Genomic DNA, 17443 nt, shown 5'->3' on the forward strand with positions numbered 1-17443 from the left:
TTCCATCATTATCGAAGCATGACACGCAAAAAACGTGGAACAGTAAATGACATATAGCACGGCTCAACAGAGCATTTTCAAACGGTACTCTGCTTCTATTGTAGCTTTTATTGCAGTCGTTATTGTCACTGCGGGCATGGTTGGTGTCGCTTATAAAATACAACAGCGTTACACCATGACCATTTTCGATACCCTGGCAGATCGCCAAGCGGAATCTCTTAAACTGGCAGTAGAAAACGATCTTGAGTTCATCGGCGCTGGTGCAAACTTTTTCCATTCCGTTGATAAGTCATACTGGACACAATTTCCTTACTACGCAAAACAAGTCGTCGAAAGTTCACAGAGCTTGGTTGGCTTGCAATGGATGCAACGTGTTGAACCAAGTGAGCTCGACGTCTATTTGGCGAAAACTCGTCAAATTTTCCCTGATTTTGACATCTTTACAGTACCGAAAGATGGTGAGAAGACGTTTGGTTACATCTTGAAAGACCAAGCTCCTGCATACATAGCGACTGATATTTATCCAAGAACTGAAACTAACTTGTCTTTGCTTGGCTTTTATTCTTCACGTTTGCGTTTCGAACTGATCCTAGATGACATTATTACCCACGATCGAGCTAACATTTCAGACAAAGTCCGATTGCTTCAAGACGGATACGACAAGTCATTAGAGAAAAGTGGTCTGTTGGTTTACCACCCGGTATTTAGCTATGACAAACACGAGCTACTTGGTGTCGTTGTTGGGGTAGTGCGCAGTACTGTCTATTTTGATCAATTGATTACCAAAACCGCGACGGAATTGGATATGTCTGTAAAAGTTGAAGACAAGGGCTTTGATGCTTACGACGACCCTCTATTGTTCAAAAGCTCAAACTGGGATGAGCTGCACGGCAAAGTCATTAGTCGCACGATTCAACTGCCAAATCGCGAATGGCGTGTTGAGTTTAAGCTGTCTGAATCCGTTTCGGCGTGGGAGCGTTCTGTCCTTTATGGAACCGGTATTGCGGGTTTAGTCATTGCTATCTTGATCAGCTATATCGTCAATCTTCAATCACGTGAAAAAGAACGTCTTGCGGTGATGCTTGATAACAAAACGGTTGAACTAAAACGCATGGCGGAGTTGGATCCATTGACCCAATTACTTAACCGACGCGTATTTAACGATAACTTACTGCACTACATTAATAGTGGCGTTGAGTTTTCTTTAGTGGGTTTCGATATTGACCGCTTTAAAGTGATTAACGATAAGTACGGTCATTTAGCCGGAGATGAAGCGTTATTGCACGTAACCAAGCTTGTGAATGCTAACTTGCTCGATGGTGATCGTTTCTACCGAGCAGGTGGCGATGAGTTCTGCATTTTATCTAGAGTGACGGACAAGGAAGAACTAGCCGCCTATCTGGAGAAGTTACGCGGTATTGTCGCAAGCTCGCCATTTGAATATGAAAGTACACCAATCATTTGTTCTTTGAGCATTGGCGCTGCGGTACATAACGACGAAGATCCTGAGAGCTTATTCCATAAAATGGATGTGCAACTTTACCAAAGTAAGAAAAATGGTCGAAACTCTGTATCGATCGGCGATTAATTCAGCGAGCAAATTCGAGTTTTGAGATTCGTTACGGTAGAATCTCACGCTTTCAAATTTACGTTAGGAATCAAGACAAACTATGAACCATAACCGTATCGTCTGCTTCGATTTAGAAATGTGCTGCTGGAATGAAAACGGCGTGGGTCGTACAGGCGAGATCATTGAAGTTGGTTTGGCGGAAATAGATTTGTCGAAAGGTGAAATCGTTAAGCGCGCGCAATACTACGTGAAACCTGAGCATGATGAAGTGTCCCTGTTTTGTGCAGAGTTAACTGGCATCACACCACGTAAGATTGAAAAGCAAGGTCGACCATTGGAAGAAGTGCTTAAGTCGATGCTAAAGAACTTTGGTGGTCGTAATAAGATCTATGCTTCATGGGGGCGCGATGACCTTATCTTGCTTGAAGAATGCCAACAAAAGGGCATTGACGCGCCATTTACCGAGTTCATCAACTTAGCGACGTTGTACCGAATCCAAAACCGTCTTAAAGATAAGCGCATTGGTCATAAAGCGGCGCAAGAAGCAAAAGGCATTGAGTGGGAAGGTCGCCAGCACTCGGGCTATGTTGACGCTTACAACTTGGCGAAACTAGCACTGACCATGCTATAAGTTTCTGTTTTCATAAATCTTTCATTGGATTTCAGTCTGCTCGTCATAAGCCAGTACTAAGTTAGTTTTAAATAACAACAATGTTGGCTAGTCTCTTGCGGAGATGACGATGTTTGATTCGACCTAATCCAGACTAGAGACACAAAAAACGCGCTCATGTAGCGCGTTTTTTATTGGTTCTTACTGTTTATGGAGACTGGGCTTCACTGAGATTGCAATTTCGCTCGAATAAAATCGCTGTGGTCTACATAGAGCAGCTCCGCTGTTTTGCGAATTACGGCATCTTCCAATGGGTCAATTTCACCGTCAGCGTACGCCACTTCCCACATACTCTTGATCAGTTCATAGCGGGTTTCTTGTGAAAGCTCACGCAGTTGGGACGTAAAGTCATAAAGGGAAGTCGACTCACTCGATCTGTTTTGAGCCTGATTCAGTAGGGTGTCGGTCTCTTCTTCTGTTAGGGAAAGCAATTTCATGATCAAAGAGCGTTTGGTTGCTTGCTCTCTTTCATCGATTTGATGGTCCGCACCAGCTACTTCACAAAGCAAACATGCTATCGCCATATTGGGTGACAGTGTGTTGGATTGGCTAAGGTCCGAGCCTTCTATAAGTTGTTTAAATAATGAAGTAAGCGAATTAAACATGTTGAGCACCAAGCTGTTATCTATTTATTTAAGATGGTAATGGTTTGAGCAAATCTCAAGGTCTTGATTGAATTTGATCAAGATCTCATACGATTGAGATGACATTTTTGCTCAATACAGTATTTGACCGCCAAAAAGCGGATTTATTCCTCAACCTTTGTAGGCGGGAAATGTATTGAATCACCTTCACCAGTTAAAATACTGATATTGCATGGCTTTCCGTCGTCATCCAATCTCAGCTCGCCAATTGCACTTTGGTTCACTAATCGGTAAAAATTGTGGTTACTTGGCGCACGCTTAAAAATCTTCAAACGCTTACGTTTGGTGAAGAAGTTTAGCGGTGAACGGGGGCTATAAAGCAAACGGTCCATGGCATCACACGCTGTCAGCAGTTGCGCTGGGAACTGGTTCTTAATCCCACTACATGTGATTTGATAGATATTTGGACTATTGCGACGGAAACGCAACTTGATGTCATAAGCGAAAGAGTAGTGCACATCACCAGACAGAATGACAAAGTTAGTCGGGGTTTTGGTGTGAGTGAAAATACTGATCAAGGTATTCGCACTGCCTGGATGCGCCATCCAGTTTTCTGCGTCAATCAGCAACGGCTGACCAAAACTGGTCATGATGCGTTGCAATGTTTCAATAAACTTCACACCAAACATGGGTGCGGCAGAGACGATGATCACTTTGTCTTGATGCATCAGCTCTTGTTGGAACTCAATCAAGGCTTCCCAATCCATCAAACCCGATGGTTTATTCATGCGTGATTCTGAACGCCAGCGGCGAGTACGTGTATCCAAAACAACTACTTTCGGTGACGTGTGGATGGTGTAATGCCAATCTTCGAATCGATATAGGTATTGGATGAAGTCATCTTGGTACTCTGAAGTCAGTTCTTCAAAGTAACGACGAGCGTGCTCCATAAAAGGGGCGTTAAATTTTTCTGGCGCGTTACCCCAACCTTGGCACAACCAATAAGCGATCAGACTGTTGCCGATGATTCGGCGCGAGAAGAGATTTTCAGTCGCTGCTTTTTCCCAGCCAACCGTTAGGTTCCAATCGTCGGTGACGTCATGGTCATCAAAGATCATGTAGGTCGGTACGTGAGCTAGCAAACGCTGAACTTTATCTAACCCTGCGACAAATGCATCGATGTGAACTTTCTCATCGCGCCAATGTTGTTGCCATTTCGGCTCTAAAGCTTTTCCGCCGGTCGTGAATTTTCTATCCAATAAACGTTCACGATTGACTAATGTCCAAGGTACTGGAGACCAAACGAGTAGGTACATCGCAAAAAGCTCGGCAAAGCTGATGAGGTGGTTTTCACATTCGCGCGAGCTAAAAATGGGTGTGCCACGATGTGGGAAGAGCTTGGTGAGTATGCTTCCATCGTCAACATAGTGGGGCAGAATGTTATCCCTGCCATAAAAACAATCTGGGCTTTGATACAGCTCTTGCGTGTTTTTAATTGGCGCTTGGTCGAACTCTTCATCAGGCAAGCCTAGCAACTCGACTAATTGCTCAATCGCATCCAGCATTGGACCTGCTACATGATCGGCATAGATTTGGTCGCCGCTCATGATGAGCATATCAGGGCGGTCTTCTATTGGTTGGCTAGCAACTTTTGCGTCAGCTTGGACCAGAGTGTCTTTACTAAAATGATGTGGGTTACGACAAGAGCCATGCAGAACATAATCGGCTTTTTCACTGATTAGGAATTCGACACCTTGCACTGAATCTGTGTCTTCACCGTAGACCAATTGGGGCATCAATTCGGTCAATAAACCGGATTGAGTATGGAGTTGATAACGCAATGCTTTATGGGTAGGAAATTCGCCTTGTAACGTCAGCATGCAAACCCAAGCACGTTTGCCTACTTGCAAAAGATGTTCTGCTGATACGGGCTTGGAATAGTATTGTTCACCAGTGTTCGCATCGCTGATTTCAACCAAACCTTCGAGAGGTTGCGTGGTCACCAACCAAATATTCACTTCCGTCGCGGTAACTTTTCTTAAAATTGGACCGGCAACAACCAGAGGAAGGGAGGAAAGTTCGTTGGTATTGAGCGATGTTGGCAAAGTGGTACCTTACTATTCTGGATCAGTGTTCTGAGTCTTCTTCGAGTATTTCGATAACTTGTGAGCTGCTAAGTTCATGTCCCATCAGAAATAAACCTAACATTGCGTCGGCTTTTGAAGCATTGTCGCTGTCTTCATCGAGAATTTGTTGTAGGCGAGTTCGAATCAAGTCAATTTCGTGCTCAACGAAGCCGCGACCTTCTTCTTCACCCTGACCATCTTCCGGTGCATTATCGAAGTGTAAAAACAGCATATCACCATCGAGAGTGGTGTTTTCCAAGCGTTCTGGTAGCCATTCTTCACCCATCACGATATCGGGGTCGCTACCTTCCGGCAAGTTGTTGATAATGGAGATGAGTTCAGATGCTTTCACGATTAACTGCGGCTTTGATCATTGGTTTTCTATTGTATCGGCGAATCTGGCAAAAATCTAAATCTCATTGACGAGAGAAGAGAGAAATTTGACCGTTTCCCGTTTGATTGTTTGCAGAGTAATCAACTTAGCCAAAAGTGCAGTGTGTAGGAGCTTAACTTATTGCCAGTGTTTACTGGTAGGGCTTGCTCTTTGGTGTATAAAGCAAAATTTTCACAGATAGGCGGGTAAAGTCAGATATACTCTTTCTCATTCGAGACCTTCTCAAATAACAGTGACATAGAGGAACTATGAAACACGTATTAACAGTATCGCTGGCATGTTCTGGTTTATTGCTTAGTGGTGCTGCTTTAGCGGAGTCAAAAAACGCAGAGCAAGAGTGGGGGATTGCAGCGATGTACCGTACTGCTTCAATTCCATTTTATACTGCCAATGACGACTCAACAGTGAGCACGTTTGTGCCGATGATGTTCTTTGAAAACGAGCATCTCTACATTGACGGTATTGAAGGTGGGGTGTTCTTGTATGATGAGAGTGACTCCGATTGGCGTGCAAGTGCGATTATGCGCCTGCGCTTTGTAGATATCCCGAAGTCCATTCAAAATGCCTTCGAAGGGGATCGCGTCGATTTTGGTGGTCAGATTCGTTACAACTTTGACGAAAACTGGCGTGCTGAATTTGAAGTGATGGCGGATGACGAATTCCAGTTTCATTCTAACTACCGAATCGCTGCTAACTATGAGTTTGGCGATTGGGAATTAGAGCCCTCTTTTACAATTCGTTATAAAGACGCCGACTTCAACAGCTCGTACTACTCATTCAAAGACGCGACGGGAGAGAAAATTGGTGCGGGTATTGATGCTAACTTAGGTATCAAAGCACGTTACCACGTGATTTCTAACTTGTATCTCTTGGGGGAAACTAGCGTTACTCGCCTAGACAGTGAAGCATACCATAGCCAAATCGTAGAAGACCGTTACCAAGGTGAAGTCTTTGTTGGCTTTGGTTTCTTCAACGATAAAGGCAAAGAACGTAAGTCTGATTTACGAAATCGCCCATATCTAAGAGTCGCACACGGTTGGGCTACGCCTTCTAATATGGGTGACATCTTCAAACTTAATGCCGAGAAAGATGAGTATAATAACCAAATGACCTCTTTCTTCTACGGGCACCCATTGACGGATGAGTTGTTTGGCTTACCTTTGGATATTTACCTAACACCAGGTCTTGTTCATCACTGGTCTTCTGATGTGCAATCCTCCAGTACCGAATATGTTGTGGCGATTAAGGCTTACTACACGTTCAATTGGCCGACGAAGTGGCGATTTGGTGTGGCAGAAGGTATGTCTTACATCGATAATATTACTTACATAGAAGCAACAGAAATGGAAGAGAAGGGTTATACGCCAAGTAACTTACTTAACTATTTAGACTTTTCAGTTGATGTGAACGTTGGCGACCTGTTCAACCAAAAAGATTGGGAGAACATGTGGGTGGGTTACTCATTGCATCATCGCAGTGCGATTTTCGAGAACGCTTCCCAGTTTGGTCGCATTAAAGGCGGGAGTAACTACAATACGATCTACTTCCAGTACGATTTTTAATCTCAGCTCAAAATAAATACCAAAAGCCTCATATTGACATGAGGCTTTTTTAATTTTATTAATTGGTAATTATTCTTATTCCCATTCTTCTGTATTTGTATTTTTTATTTATTTAATTCAAAAATCATTTTTATATTTAATCGAATTGACATCCTTCTGACCTATTAATATTCCATTAATAAAAAAGCTCGAAATGAAATATAAGATTACGTTTAATCGTTTTTATAAATTGATGGGGGTCAAACTTATTAACCATTAAATCTACAAGGATATCGATAGTGGTAGCTCGTCATGCCTTAGTTGCTCAAGGCTTATGCGTTCTGGCTTAATTAATGGTTTTGTAGAAATGTTATTTTGATTTGCTTTGTGTATTAATCAAAATGAAATTAGATATTTTCAATGAATGCCTATTTTGAAAATACAATCTCTATGTCATTTATTTCTAATGAGTGTTCTTTCCCCACTTATAGCCATTAATTAAGCGCCACTACCAAATTCAAAAACGTAATTTAGGAAAAAACCATGAGTCAAAATGGTAAGTTTAATATTACTCGGCGTGATGCTTTAAAGGGTGGTTCTGCACTTGGCGCATTAGCGTTAGCAGGAAACGTACTTTCTCTCCCGTTTGCAACTAAAGCAGTTGCCAAAGAAACGCCAGCGAAACCAAATGAAAAAATTGTCTGGTCGGCATGTACCGTTAACTGTGGTTCGCGTTGTCCGCTTCGTATGCACGTGGTCGACGGTGAAATCAAATGGGTAGAAACCGATAACACGGGTGATGATGTGTATAACCACAACCATCAAGTTCGTGCTTGTTTGCGTGGTCGCTCTATGCGTCGCCGTGTTTACTCGCCAGACCGTTTGAAATACCCACTTCTTCGCGTTGGTAAACGTGGTGAAGGTAAGTTTAAACGCATCACTTGGGACGAAGCCTTTGACCTCATTGGTGACAACCTAAAACGCATCATTAAAGACTACGGTAATGACGCGGTTTACCTAAACTACGGTACGGGTACCTTGGGTGGTACGGTAACTAAGAGTTGGGATCCAAGCGCGACATTGGTTGCACGTATGATGAACCTCTGTGGTGGCTACCTGAACCACTATGGTGACTACTCAGCAGCGAACATTGAATGTATGTCTGAGTATTTCTACGGCACTTGGGTAGACAACAACTCGATTGACGACGTACAAAACGCAGATCTTTGTCTGATGTTTGGTAACAACCCTGCAGAAACTCGTATGTCGGGCGGTGGTCAGGTTCATAACTACGTGGACGCAAAAAACATCAGCCACACACGTACGATCTGTATCGACCCTCGTTACACCGATACTGCCGCGGGTCGTGAAGACCAATGGGTACCAATCAAGCATGGTACTGACGCTGCACTGATCGCTGCTATCGCACATGTATTGATTAGCGAAGATAAAGTCGACCAAGACTTCCTTGACCGCTACTGTGTGGGTTACGACCGTAAAACTCTGCCAGCGTCAGCGCCAGAAAACGGCAGCTACAAAGATTACATCATGGGCACAGGTCCGGATGGTATCGAGAAAACGCCAGAGTGGGCACAGCCAATCACAGGTATTCCTGCAGATGTGATCTTGAAACTTGCGCGTGAAATTGGCGATGCAAAACGCATTTACATCACCCAAGGTTGGGGTCTACAACGTTCAGCAAACGGTGAGCAAGCGTGTAAAGCGATCATGATGCTGTCTCTGCTTCGTGGTCAGGTTGGTCTACAAGGTGGTGGTACTGGTGCTCGTGAGGGTAACCATTCTTACCCATTCCAACGCTTCCCTAAAGTGCCAAACCCGATCAGCGCTTCCATCCCAATGTTCCTTTGGACAGACGCGATTTACCGCGGTACAGAAATGACAGATCTGACCGACGGCATCAAAGGCGTTCAGAAGCTACAAAACAACATCAAGTTCATCTGGAACTACGCAGGTAACTGTCTGATTAATCAACACTCAGACATCAACCGCACACACGACATTCTTCAAGATGAAAAAGCGTGTGAAATGATTGTGGTGATCGACAACCACATGACGTCTTCTGCGAAGTATGCCGATATCGTACTGCCAGACTGTACAACGTCAGAGCAATCGGATTTCTGTATGGATGGTGCGGCAGCGTCAATGCCTTACTTCATCTTTGCAAGCCAAGCGATTCAACCTCGTTTCGAATGTAAGCCAATCTACGACATCATGTCTGGTGTGGCGAAGCGCATGGGCGTGTTTGATGAATTTACTGAAGGTCGCTCTCAAGAAGAGTGGCTACAGTGGATGTACGCTCAGACCGTTAAACAAAACAACGATCCAAACCTGCCGTCTTACGATGAGATGAGAAAGCAGGGTATCTACAAGAAGCAGTTCGATCGTCCACATGTGGCGTTTGAAGACTTCCGTCGTGACCCAGAAGCGAATCCGTTGCCTTCACCGTCAGGTAAGATTGAGATCTACTCAGAGACCCTAGCGAAGATCAACGAAGAATGGGAACTGGACGAAGATGAATCCATCAAGCCGTTACCAGAATACGTTTCGACGTTTAATGGCTGGGATTCACCAGATCGTAAAGAGTTCCCGCTTCAGTTGACGGGCTTCCACTACAAAGCACGTGCGCACTCTACGTATGGCAACGTGGACATCCTAAAAGCAGCGGCACCACAGGAACTTTGGATTAACCCGATTGATGCAGCGTCACGCAACATCGATAACGGTGACTTGGTTAGCGTGCGCAGCAAGTTCGGTGAAATGAACGTTCGTGTAAAAGTAACCCCACGCATCATGCCGCATGTGGTTGGTTTAGGTGAGGGCGCATGGTACGCACCAAACGCAAAAGGTGTTGACCAAGCGGGTTCAATCAACGTGCTGACAACACAACGTCCAAGCCCGTTGGCAAAATCAAACCCGAGCCATACCAACCTCGTTGAAGTGACGCTAATTAAGAAAATGGGGGCTAAATAATGAGCACAGCGAAGCAGTATGGCTTTTACATTGATTCAAGCAAATGTACTGGCTGCAAAACATGTCAGCTCTCTTGTAAAGACAACAAAGATCTGGGTATCGACCGTAACTTCCGTCGTGTTTACGAATACGTAGGCGGCAACTGGACGGAAGAAGACGGTGCGTTCCGTCAAAACGTGTTCGCGTACTACCTATCGATCTCTTGTAACCACTGTACTAACCCGGCGTGTACCAAGGTTTGTCCATCAGGTGCAATGCACAAGCGTGAAGAAGACGGCTTTGTTGTTGTCGATGAAAGCGTGTGTATCGGCTGTAAATCTTGTCACATGGCATGCCCATACGGCGCACCTCAATACAGCGAAGAAAAAGGTCACATGACTAAGTGTGATGGCTGTTACGAACGTGTCGCAGAAGGCTTAATGCCAGTGTGTGTTGATAGCTGTCCATTGCGTGCGATTGAGTTTGGTCCAATTGATGAGCTACGCGCGAAATACGGTTCAAACGCGGATGTGGCACCACTGCCAGATTCTCGCATTACGAGCCCGAACTTGATCGTGAAGCTAAATCCAAATGGTCGTCCAACCAATGACCGCACTGGTTTCCTACAGAATCCAAGAGAGGTGAAATAATGTTATACGAAGCACCATTAGTTGCCTTTACGGTTCTCGCTCAAACAGCGGTTGGCGCGCACCTAACGGTTAATGCGTTCGAGAAATTCGGTAAGCCACCACGTGTGACAGAACCTCGTATGAACATCGCTCGTTTCGCAATTTTGGTTGTAATGGGATTGGGTTTCTTGTTCTCAACCACTCACTTGGGTAGCCCTCTTCGTGCCTTCAACGCATTAAACCGTGTTGGCAGTGCGGCGCTATCTAACGAGATCTTAACGGGTGCAAGCTTTCTGTCTCTAGCGGGCTTGTACTGGTTGCTAACGATTCTAAAAATCGGCAGCGAAGGCGTTCGCAAAATTGTGAACTGGTTGTCTATCGCGGTTGGCGTGATTTTCATGTTCGCGATGGCAAATGTTTACCAAATCGAAACGGTACCAGCATGGTACTCACCAATGACCACGGTTGCGTTTTGGTTCACGGTCGTGACTTCGGGTCTGATGTTTGGTTACACGCTGATCAACGTATTGGACGTGACGGCTGAGAAAACCAATCGTCGCCTAATGTGGGCTGGTGTGAGCTTGATTGCGCTGAACCTAGCGTTCTCAGTAATGCAGACGATTCACTTCGCAGGTATCTCAACGGCGATTCACAGTGGCTTGGATCAAATCACCATGTTATCTGGCTATGTTGCTGGTCACGTGTTGTTGCTTGTGGTTGCTGCTGCTCTTTGGGTATTCGCTGAGTTGTTTACCGCAGAAGGTCGTCAGAAGAACGTGCTGGTTATCGTGGCATTCGTTGCCTTGTTCGTTGCAGAGATTCTAGGTCGCAACGTGTTCTACGGCATGCACTTTACATCTGGTCTGTACTGATAGCCGTTATTTGTGCTGATAAACGTTATTTGTACTGATAACAATTAGCAGAGTGGGGCGAGTGTTCGTCCCACCTCTTTTCCGTTTTACTTAATCGAAGAATAAAAACACCAGTCATCAAAGGTACTTCATGCAAATTTCTCAACTTGAACCACAAGATACCAGCATCGTTCTTAAGCTGTTTGGTGCACTGTTTTACTACCAACCAAAAGATTACCCAGCGGCAAATCTCGATACGTTGCTAAGCAATACTGATACACCAATTGAAGCGCTTAATGACATGCTGCGCAGTTTTCAAAGCGAGAGTGAAGAGGCACTGCAAATGGAGCACGATCGCATGTTTGCCGGTATTGGTGAGATGCCTGCGCCACCTTGGGGTTCGGCTTATCTAGATAAAGAAGCAGTGTTGTTTGGTGAATCAACCATTGAATATCGTTACTTCTTGCAGCGTTGTGGTTTTGCTTTGGAATCTGATCAACGTGAGCCAGAAGACCAGATCGGCTTGATGCTGATGGTGTTAGGCATGTTAATTGAAACTGATCAACAAAAACTGGCGGCTGAAATGCTGCGCGAGCACTTGATGACGTGGTTTGGTTTTTTCAACAAGCGCTTCAAAAAAGCAGTGACTCTTGCGCCTTACTCAAAATTGTCGAGCCTTACTGAAGAATTGCTTCAATCCTTGAGTGAGCAATACCAAGTCGTTGTACCAGCAAAAAGAGATTACTCGGATGCGTCAGTCTGAATCGGTTGATCTAAGCAAGCGACGCCTGTTTTCGTTCCATCGTGCGCCAGTAGAACAAGCTCAAGAGCCTCGTGTTAAAGCGAGACCGCCGTATGCGGTGGAAGAGTCGATGTTCACAAGGCTATGTGATGGATGCGGAAAGTGCGCTTCGGCATGTCCGAGCCAAATCATAGAAATGGTTGATGGCGTTGCCGCGTTAGACATCAGTTACTCGGCATGTGATTTATGCGGTGCGTGTAAGTCGGCGTGCCCTACATTGGCGCTTTCAAACCAAACAGAGTCTACAGGCTTGATAGCCAGTATCTCGAACAGCTGCGAAAACTTATACGGTTATTGCGGCAGTTGCGAGGACAGTTGCCCTTATGATGCCTTGCAATGGCAAGATGATGTCAAACCTAAAATTGACGCTGCCAAATGCAAAGGTTGCGGACAATGCGCGCAAAGTTGCTACAACAGCATCATTAGCTTTGACTTAAAACGATAAAAAAGGGATTGGCGCGAACCAATCCCTTTTTGTTTGTACTCAATTCTATTCAATCTTACGCCAAGGTTGCCAATTGGCTTTGCGCGTCTGAAATGCCTTTTGCTGCTGCGTCTTCGCCCATGTTTAGCGCTTCTGCGTAAACAAACTCCACATCCGTGATACCAACAAAGCCCAATACTGTGCGTAGGTATGGTGTCATGCTGTCGGTTGGTGAGTCTTTATGCAGACCGCCGCGAGTGGTGACCACGATTGCTTTCTTACCTTCAATCAGACCTTGAACGCCATTTTCTGTGTATTTGAATGTCACGCCTGCACGAGCAATCAAGTCAATCCAGTTTTTAAGCTGGGTTGGAATCGTGAAGTTGTACATTGGTGCTGCGATAACCAAAGTATCTGCTGCTTTGATTTCTTCAATCAAGGTATTAGATAGGTTAACCACTGCTTGTTGCTCTTGTGAAAGATCTTCTGTTGCACGAAGTGCTGTCGCAACGGAAAAGTCTAAAACTGGTAGTGGATTTGCAGCTAAGTCACGAACCGTTAGCTTATCTTGGTCTACATTTTTGATGAAGTCTTCAACCAGTTTGTTTGATTGAGAGTAATCGCCAAGGATGCTTGATTTAAGAGCTAGTACACGAGACATATGGATTTCCTTTAATAAGTGCTTTCGGCTATGTGATGCATTATAAGCAATGCTCGTTGACTCAAAACCCGATGGATTTGCTTAAGTTGTTCGAAAAAATTGAATGACTGCTGGATGCTGCTTTCCGTTATCTTGTTCTAGCCCTTATGTGCTACAATCCGCGCAGTTTTATGTAATGAAAAGAATAGGAAACGCTTTGACTTCGTCACAGCCCCCAAAAAAGAATCCCGCTGAAGAGCAAGCGACACCGTCAAATGGTGCGCAAAATGCCAAAGCGAAGCAGGCTAATGCATCTCAAGCACAAGCTTCTCAGAATGCTGCGCCTCAGGCTCAAGTAAATAACGCGGCGTCACTACGCAAGGCACTTAACCAGTGCATGATGCGTGACCGCTTCCGCTTGAGTAAACGAATCTCTGGTGCAAGCAAAATCAAAAAAGATGCAGCACGTAACGCTGTGTTTGATGAAATCGCATTAGACATCGCCAAATCCATGATGGTTGTGGAGCAACGCAGTAGCTACAAACCAACGATTGAATACCCTGAAATCCTTCCAGTCAGCCAAAAACGCGACGACATTGCGAAAGCGATCGAAGAAAACCAAGTGGTTATCGTTGCGGGTGAGACCGGTTCAGGTAAAACCACTCAGCTACCAAAAATCTGTGCGGAGCTTGGTCGTGGTAAGTTCGGTCTGATTGGTCATACTCAGCCTCGTCGTCTTGCGGCGCGTTCGGTTGCGAACCGTATTGCTGAAGAGATGGAAACCAAGCTTGGTGAGTTTGTTGGCTACAAGGTTCGATTCAACGATCAGATCTCTGAAAACACCCAAATCAAATTGATGACGGATGGTATCTTGCTGGCTGAAATTCAGCATGACCGCTTCTTGAATCAATATGACACCATTATTATCGATGAAGCGCACGAGCGCAGCCTTAACATCGATTTCATCTTGGGTTACTTGAAAGAGTTGCTACCACGTCGTCCTGATCTGAAAGTGATCATCACGTCGGCAACCATCGACCCTGAGCGTTTTTCAAAACACTTCAACAACGCACCAATCATTGAAGTGTCAGGTCGTACTTACCCAGTAGAAACGCGTTACCGCCCACTAAGTGGTGATGACGATAATGATCGTGACCAACTTGAAGGTATCTTCGAAGCGGTAGACGAACTGTGCGATGAAGGTTTAGGTGACATTCTGATCTTCATGAACGGTGAGCGTGAAATCCGTGATACCGCTGATGCACTGTCTAAACGTAACCTGAAGAGCACGGAAATTGTGCCGCTTTACGCGCGTTTGTCGGCGGGTGAGCAGAACAAGATTTTCCAACCTCATGCTGGTCGCCGCATTGTACTGGCAACCAACGTAGCGGAAACCTCGTTGACGGTTCCGGGAATCAAATACGTTATCGACCCGGGTACGGCGCGTATCAGCCGATACAGTTACCGTACTAAGGTTCAGCGTCTTCCAATCGAGCCAGTTTCTCAGGCGAGTGCGAACCAACGTAAAGGTCGTTGTGGTCGTGTGGAAGAGGGTATCTGTATCCGTCTGTACTCAGAGGAAGATTTTGAGTCACGTCCGGAGTTTACCGATCCTGAGATCCTGCGTACCAACCTAGCGTCGGTTATCTTGCAGATGACGGCACTTGGTTTGGGCGATATTCAAGCCTTCCCGTTTGTGGAAGCACCTGACAAACGTAACATTCAAGACGGTGTTCGCTTGTTGGAAGAGCTGGGTGCAATTAACGCAGAAGCGAAGGACCCGAAAAAACGCCTAACCAGCATTGGTCGTCAACTTGCACGTCTTCCAATCGACCCACGTTTAGCGCGTATGGTATTGGAATCACCAAAGCAAGGCGCATTGAAAGAAGTGATGATCATCGCGGCTGCATTGTCGATTCAAGACCCGCGCGAGCGTCCAAGTGACAAGCAGCAATCATCAGATGACAAACACAAACGTTTCTTCCATGAAGACTCAGATTTTCTGACGTTCGTGAACCTGTGGAATTACATCCAGAAGCAGCAGAAAGCGCTGACGGGCAACCAGTTCCGCAAGCAATGTAAACAAGATTACTTGAACTACTTGCGCGTGCGTGAGTGGCAAGATGTGTACTTCCAAATTCACCAGTCGATGCGTGAAATGGAATTCAAACTGAACGATGAGCCTGCGTCTTACCATGGCGTACACAGCTCAATCCTCGTTGGTTTGTTGTCACACATCGGTATGAAAGACCAAGAGAAGAATGAATACCAAGGCGCGCGTAACGCTCGTTTCCATATCTTCCCTGCATCAGGTTTATTCAAGAAACAGCCTAAGTGGATCATGTCTGCTGAGTTGGTGGAAACCTCAAAACTTTGGGGTCGCATCATTGCTAAGATTCAGCCTGAGTGGATTGAACCATTAGCGAAGCACTTGATTAAGCGCAGCTACAGCGAGCCGCATTGGTCGAAGAAACGTGCAGCAGTCATGGCACACGAGAAAGTGATGCTTTACGGCGTGCCAATTGTACCGAAGCGTTTGGTGAACTACGGCAGTATCGATCCAACCGTCAGTCGTGAGCTGTTCATTCGTAGTGCGCTGGTGGAAGGTGAGTGGGAAACCAAGCACGCGTTCTTCAAGCAAAACCGTAAGCTTCTTCAAGAAGTGGAAGAGCTTGAACACAAATCTCGTCGCCGTGACATCTTGGTGGATGACGATGAACTGTTTGATTTCTACGACCAACGCGTTGGCACTGAAGTGGTCTCTGGCAAACACTTCGATACATGGTGGAAGAAAGCATCGAAAGACAACAAAGAACTGCTGAACTTCGAGAAAGAGATGCTGTTCAAAGGCGATGCAAGCCACGTTACCGATTTGGATTACCCGAACTTCTGGCATCAAAACAACCTGAAACTTAAGCTGAGCTACCAGTTTGAGCCGGGCGATGACAGCGACGGTGTGACAGTTCACTTGCCGTTGCCGATCTTGAACCAAGTCGAGCCTGCGGGTTTTGACTGGCAGATCCCAGGTTTACGCCATGAGCTTGTAGTGAGCTTGATTAAATCGCTGCCGAAGACAGTTCGTAAGAACTTTGTCCCTGCGCCAAACTACGCCGATGCTTTCTTGGCTCGTGCAACACCAATGGAAGCGCCGCTGCTGGACTCATTAGAGAAAGAACTGCGTCGAATGACGGGTGTGGAAGTTCTGCGCGAAGATTGGAATATGGATCAAATTCCGGAGCACTTGAAGGTGACTTTCCGCGCGGTTGACCATAGAAATCGCAAGTTGAAGGAAAATAAAGACCTTCACGAATTGAAAGAGAGCTTGAAAGACAAAGTTCAAGAAACCCTTTCAAAAGTAGCGGATGACGACATCGAGCAAGAAGGTCTGCATACGTGGAGCTTCGGCGAACTGCCTAAGGTTTACCAACAAAAACGTGGCGGTTACGACGTTAAAGCGTACCCAGCGATTGTTGATGCCAAAGACAGTGTTGAAATTAAACTGTACGAGACTGAATACGAGCAGGTCACGGCAATGCAAGCGGGTCAGCGTCGTCTGATCTTGTTGAACGTGCCGTCGCCAATTAAATACCTGCACTCTAACTTACCGAACAAGTCGAAGTTGGGTCTGTACTTTAACCCTTACGGTAAAGTGTTGGATCTGATTGATGACTGTATCGCGTGTGGTGTCGATAAGCTTATCGAAGAGCAGGGCGGTTTGGTTTGGGAGCCAGAGAAGTTTGACGCACTGAAAGAACACGTTCGTGCTGAGCTTGGTGATACGGTGGTGGACATTGCACAGCAAGTGGAAACCATCCTGACGACCGCTTTCAATATCAATAAGAAGTTGAAAGGCAAGATCGATTTCACCATGGCGTTCGCATTATCGGACATCAAAGCACAAATCGAAGGATTGATCTTCAAAGGCTTCGCGACAGAGTGTGGCTGGAAACGCCTGCCAGATATTCTGCGTTACATGCGTGCGATTGAGCGTCGTATGGAGAAGCTGCCGATCGATCCAAACAAAGACCGTTTGCACATGCTGAAAGTGGAATCCGTTACGAGCGACTACAAAGAGCTGCTCAACAAAATTCCGAAAGGTATGGTGATTCCAGAGAACGTGAAAGAGATCCGTTGGATGATCGAAGAGCTTCGAGTGAGCTTCTTTGCTCAACAATTGGGCACGCCGTATCCGGTTTCTGATAAACGAGTCAAAAATGCGATTGATGCTTGCTGATCGATCAG

The 17443-nt window shown here is 45.6% G+C and carries 13 protein-coding genes; 9 read left to right on the forward strand and 4 right to left on the reverse strand.

Going from position 1 to position 17443, the window contains the following annotated elements; genetic code table 11:
• Positions 1 to 46: 46 nt before the first annotated feature.
• Both OH459_RS16540 and OH459_RS16545 read left to right on the forward strand, forming a co-directional pair.
• Positions 47 to 1588 (forward strand): sensor domain-containing diguanylate cyclase, encoded by a 1542-nt coding sequence (locus OH459_RS16540; protein WP_009698075.1) that lies wholly within the window; start codon positions 47 to 49, stop codon positions 1586 to 1588.
• A gap of 82 nt (positions 1589 to 1670) precedes the next feature.
• The gene (locus tag OH459_RS16545; RefSeq protein ID WP_005451835.1) at positions 1671 to 2201 is read left to right on the forward strand and encodes a 3'-5' exonuclease; all 531 of its coding nucleotides are present in this window, start codon (positions 1671 to 1673) and stop codon (positions 2199 to 2201) included.
• 203 nt (positions 2202 to 2404) lie between these two features.
• Here OH459_RS16545 and OH459_RS16550 read toward each other — a convergent pair whose 3' ends face one another.
• From OH459_RS16550 to OH459_RS16560, 3 genes are all read right to left on the reverse strand, one after another.
• Complete coding sequence (locus OH459_RS16550; RefSeq protein WP_005451837.1) at positions 2405 to 2845, reverse strand: tellurite resistance TerB family protein; 441 nt, start codon at positions 2843 to 2845, stop codon at positions 2405 to 2407.
• A gap of 143 nt (positions 2846 to 2988) precedes the next feature.
• Complete coding sequence (locus OH459_RS16555) at positions 2989 to 4929, reverse strand: alkaline phosphatase D family protein (protein WP_269987710.1); 1941 nt, start codon at positions 4927 to 4929, stop codon at positions 2989 to 2991.
• Positions 4930 to 4951: 22 nt separating this feature from the next.
• Positions 4952 to 5302: a hypothetical protein gene (locus tag OH459_RS16560; RefSeq protein WP_005451841.1), complete on the reverse strand. Its 351-nt coding sequence runs from the start codon at positions 5300 to 5302 to the stop codon at positions 4952 to 4954.
• Between the two features lie 290 nt (positions 5303 to 5592).
• On the opposite strand from OH459_RS16560, the gene OH459_RS16565 reads away from it, so the two are divergent.
• The 6 genes from OH459_RS16565 (at position 5593) to OH459_RS16590 (ending at position 12582) form a co-directional block, all read left to right on the forward strand.
• Positions 5593 to 6906 carry a MipA/OmpV family protein gene (locus OH459_RS16565; RefSeq protein WP_005451842.1) on the forward strand — a complete coding sequence of 438 codons (1314 nt, stop codon included), beginning with the start codon at positions 5593 to 5595 and terminating at the stop codon, positions 6904 to 6906.
• 522 nt (positions 6907 to 7428) lie between these two features.
• A complete protein-coding gene (locus OH459_RS16570; RefSeq protein ID WP_269987713.1) occupies positions 7429 to 9876 on the forward strand; it encodes a DmsA/YnfE/YnfF family dimethyl sulfoxide reductase in 2448 nt (815 codons plus the stop codon).
• The gene (locus OH459_RS16575) at positions 9876 to 10505 is read left to right on the forward strand and encodes a DMSO/selenate family reductase complex B subunit (RefSeq protein WP_269987715.1); all 630 of its coding nucleotides are present in this window, start codon (positions 9876 to 9878) and stop codon (positions 10503 to 10505) included. The genes OH459_RS16570 and OH459_RS16575 overlap by 1 nt, the downstream gene beginning before the upstream one ends.
• Positions 10505 to 11356 (forward strand): dimethyl sulfoxide reductase anchor subunit family protein, encoded by an 852-nt coding sequence (locus tag OH459_RS16580; protein WP_269987717.1) that lies wholly within the window; start codon positions 10505 to 10507, stop codon positions 11354 to 11356. The genes OH459_RS16575 and OH459_RS16580 overlap by 1 nt, the downstream gene beginning before the upstream one ends.
• Positions 11357 to 11486: 130 nt before the next feature.
• The gene (locus tag OH459_RS16585; RefSeq protein WP_154203746.1) at positions 11487 to 12098 is read left to right on the forward strand and encodes a TorD/DmsD family molecular chaperone; all 612 of its coding nucleotides are present in this window, start codon (positions 11487 to 11489) and stop codon (positions 12096 to 12098) included.
• Positions 12085 to 12582 (forward strand): 4Fe-4S binding protein, encoded by a 498-nt coding sequence (locus OH459_RS16590; protein WP_269987719.1) that lies wholly within the window; start codon positions 12085 to 12087, stop codon positions 12580 to 12582. The genes OH459_RS16585 and OH459_RS16590 overlap by 14 nt, the downstream gene beginning before the upstream one ends.
• Positions 12583 to 12637: 55 nt before the next feature.
• Here OH459_RS16590 and OH459_RS16595 read toward each other — a convergent pair whose 3' ends face one another.
• A complete protein-coding gene (locus OH459_RS16595; RefSeq protein WP_101904916.1) occupies positions 12638 to 13222 on the reverse strand; it encodes an FMN-dependent NADH-azoreductase in 585 nt (194 codons plus the stop codon).
• A gap of 175 nt (positions 13223 to 13397) precedes the next feature.
• Here OH459_RS16595 and hrpA point away from each other — a divergent pair, with 175 nt between their 5' ends.
• Positions 13398 to 17435, forward strand: coding sequence for an ATP-dependent RNA helicase HrpA (gene hrpA / locus OH459_RS16600; RefSeq protein WP_373925749.1), 4038 nt, complete (start codon positions 13398 to 13400; stop codon positions 17433 to 17435).
• The last annotated feature ends 8 nt before the right edge of the window (positions 17436 to 17443 follow it).

Origin of the sequence: Vibrio sp. MM46 (genome assembly GCF_027587135.1) — a bacterium.
GTDB classification, from domain to species: domain Bacteria; phylum Pseudomonadota; class Gammaproteobacteria; order Enterobacterales; family Vibrionaceae; genus Vibrio; species Vibrio harveyi.

Coding starts and splice junctions, on each gene's coding strand:
- OH459_RS16540 (WP_009698075.1), top strand. CDS start 47: ATGACATATAGCACGGCTCAACAGAGCATTTTCAAACGGTACTCTGCT.
- OH459_RS16545 (WP_005451835.1), top strand. CDS start 1,671: ATGAACCATAACCGTATCGTCTGCTTCGATTTAGAAATGTGCTGCTGG.
- OH459_RS16550 (WP_005451837.1), bottom strand. CDS start 2,845: ATGTTTAATTCGCTTACTTCATTATTTAAACAACTTATAGAAGGCTCG.
- OH459_RS16565 (WP_005451842.1), top strand. CDS start 5,593: ATGAAACACGTATTAACAGTATCGCTGGCATGTTCTGGTTTATTGCTT.
- OH459_RS16570 (WP_269987713.1), top strand. CDS start 7,429: ATGAGTCAAAATGGTAAGTTTAATATTACTCGGCGTGATGCTTTAAAG.
- OH459_RS16575 (WP_269987715.1), top strand. CDS start 9,876: ATGAGCACAGCGAAGCAGTATGGCTTTTACATTGATTCAAGCAAATGT.
- OH459_RS16580 (WP_269987717.1), top strand. CDS start 10,505: ATGTTATACGAAGCACCATTAGTTGCCTTTACGGTTCTCGCTCAAACA.
- OH459_RS16585 (WP_154203746.1), top strand. CDS start 11,487: ATGCAAATTTCTCAACTTGAACCACAAGATACCAGCATCGTTCTTAAG.
- OH459_RS16590 (WP_269987719.1), top strand. CDS start 12,085: ATGCGTCAGTCTGAATCGGTTGATCTAAGCAAGCGACGCCTGTTTTCG.
- OH459_RS16595 (WP_101904916.1), bottom strand. CDS start 13,222: ATGTCTCGTGTACTAGCTCTTAAATCAAGCATCCTTGGCGATTACTCT.
- hrpA (WP_373925749.1), top strand. CDS start 13,398: ATGAAAAGAATAGGAAACGCTTTGACTTCGTCACAGCCCCCAAAAAAG.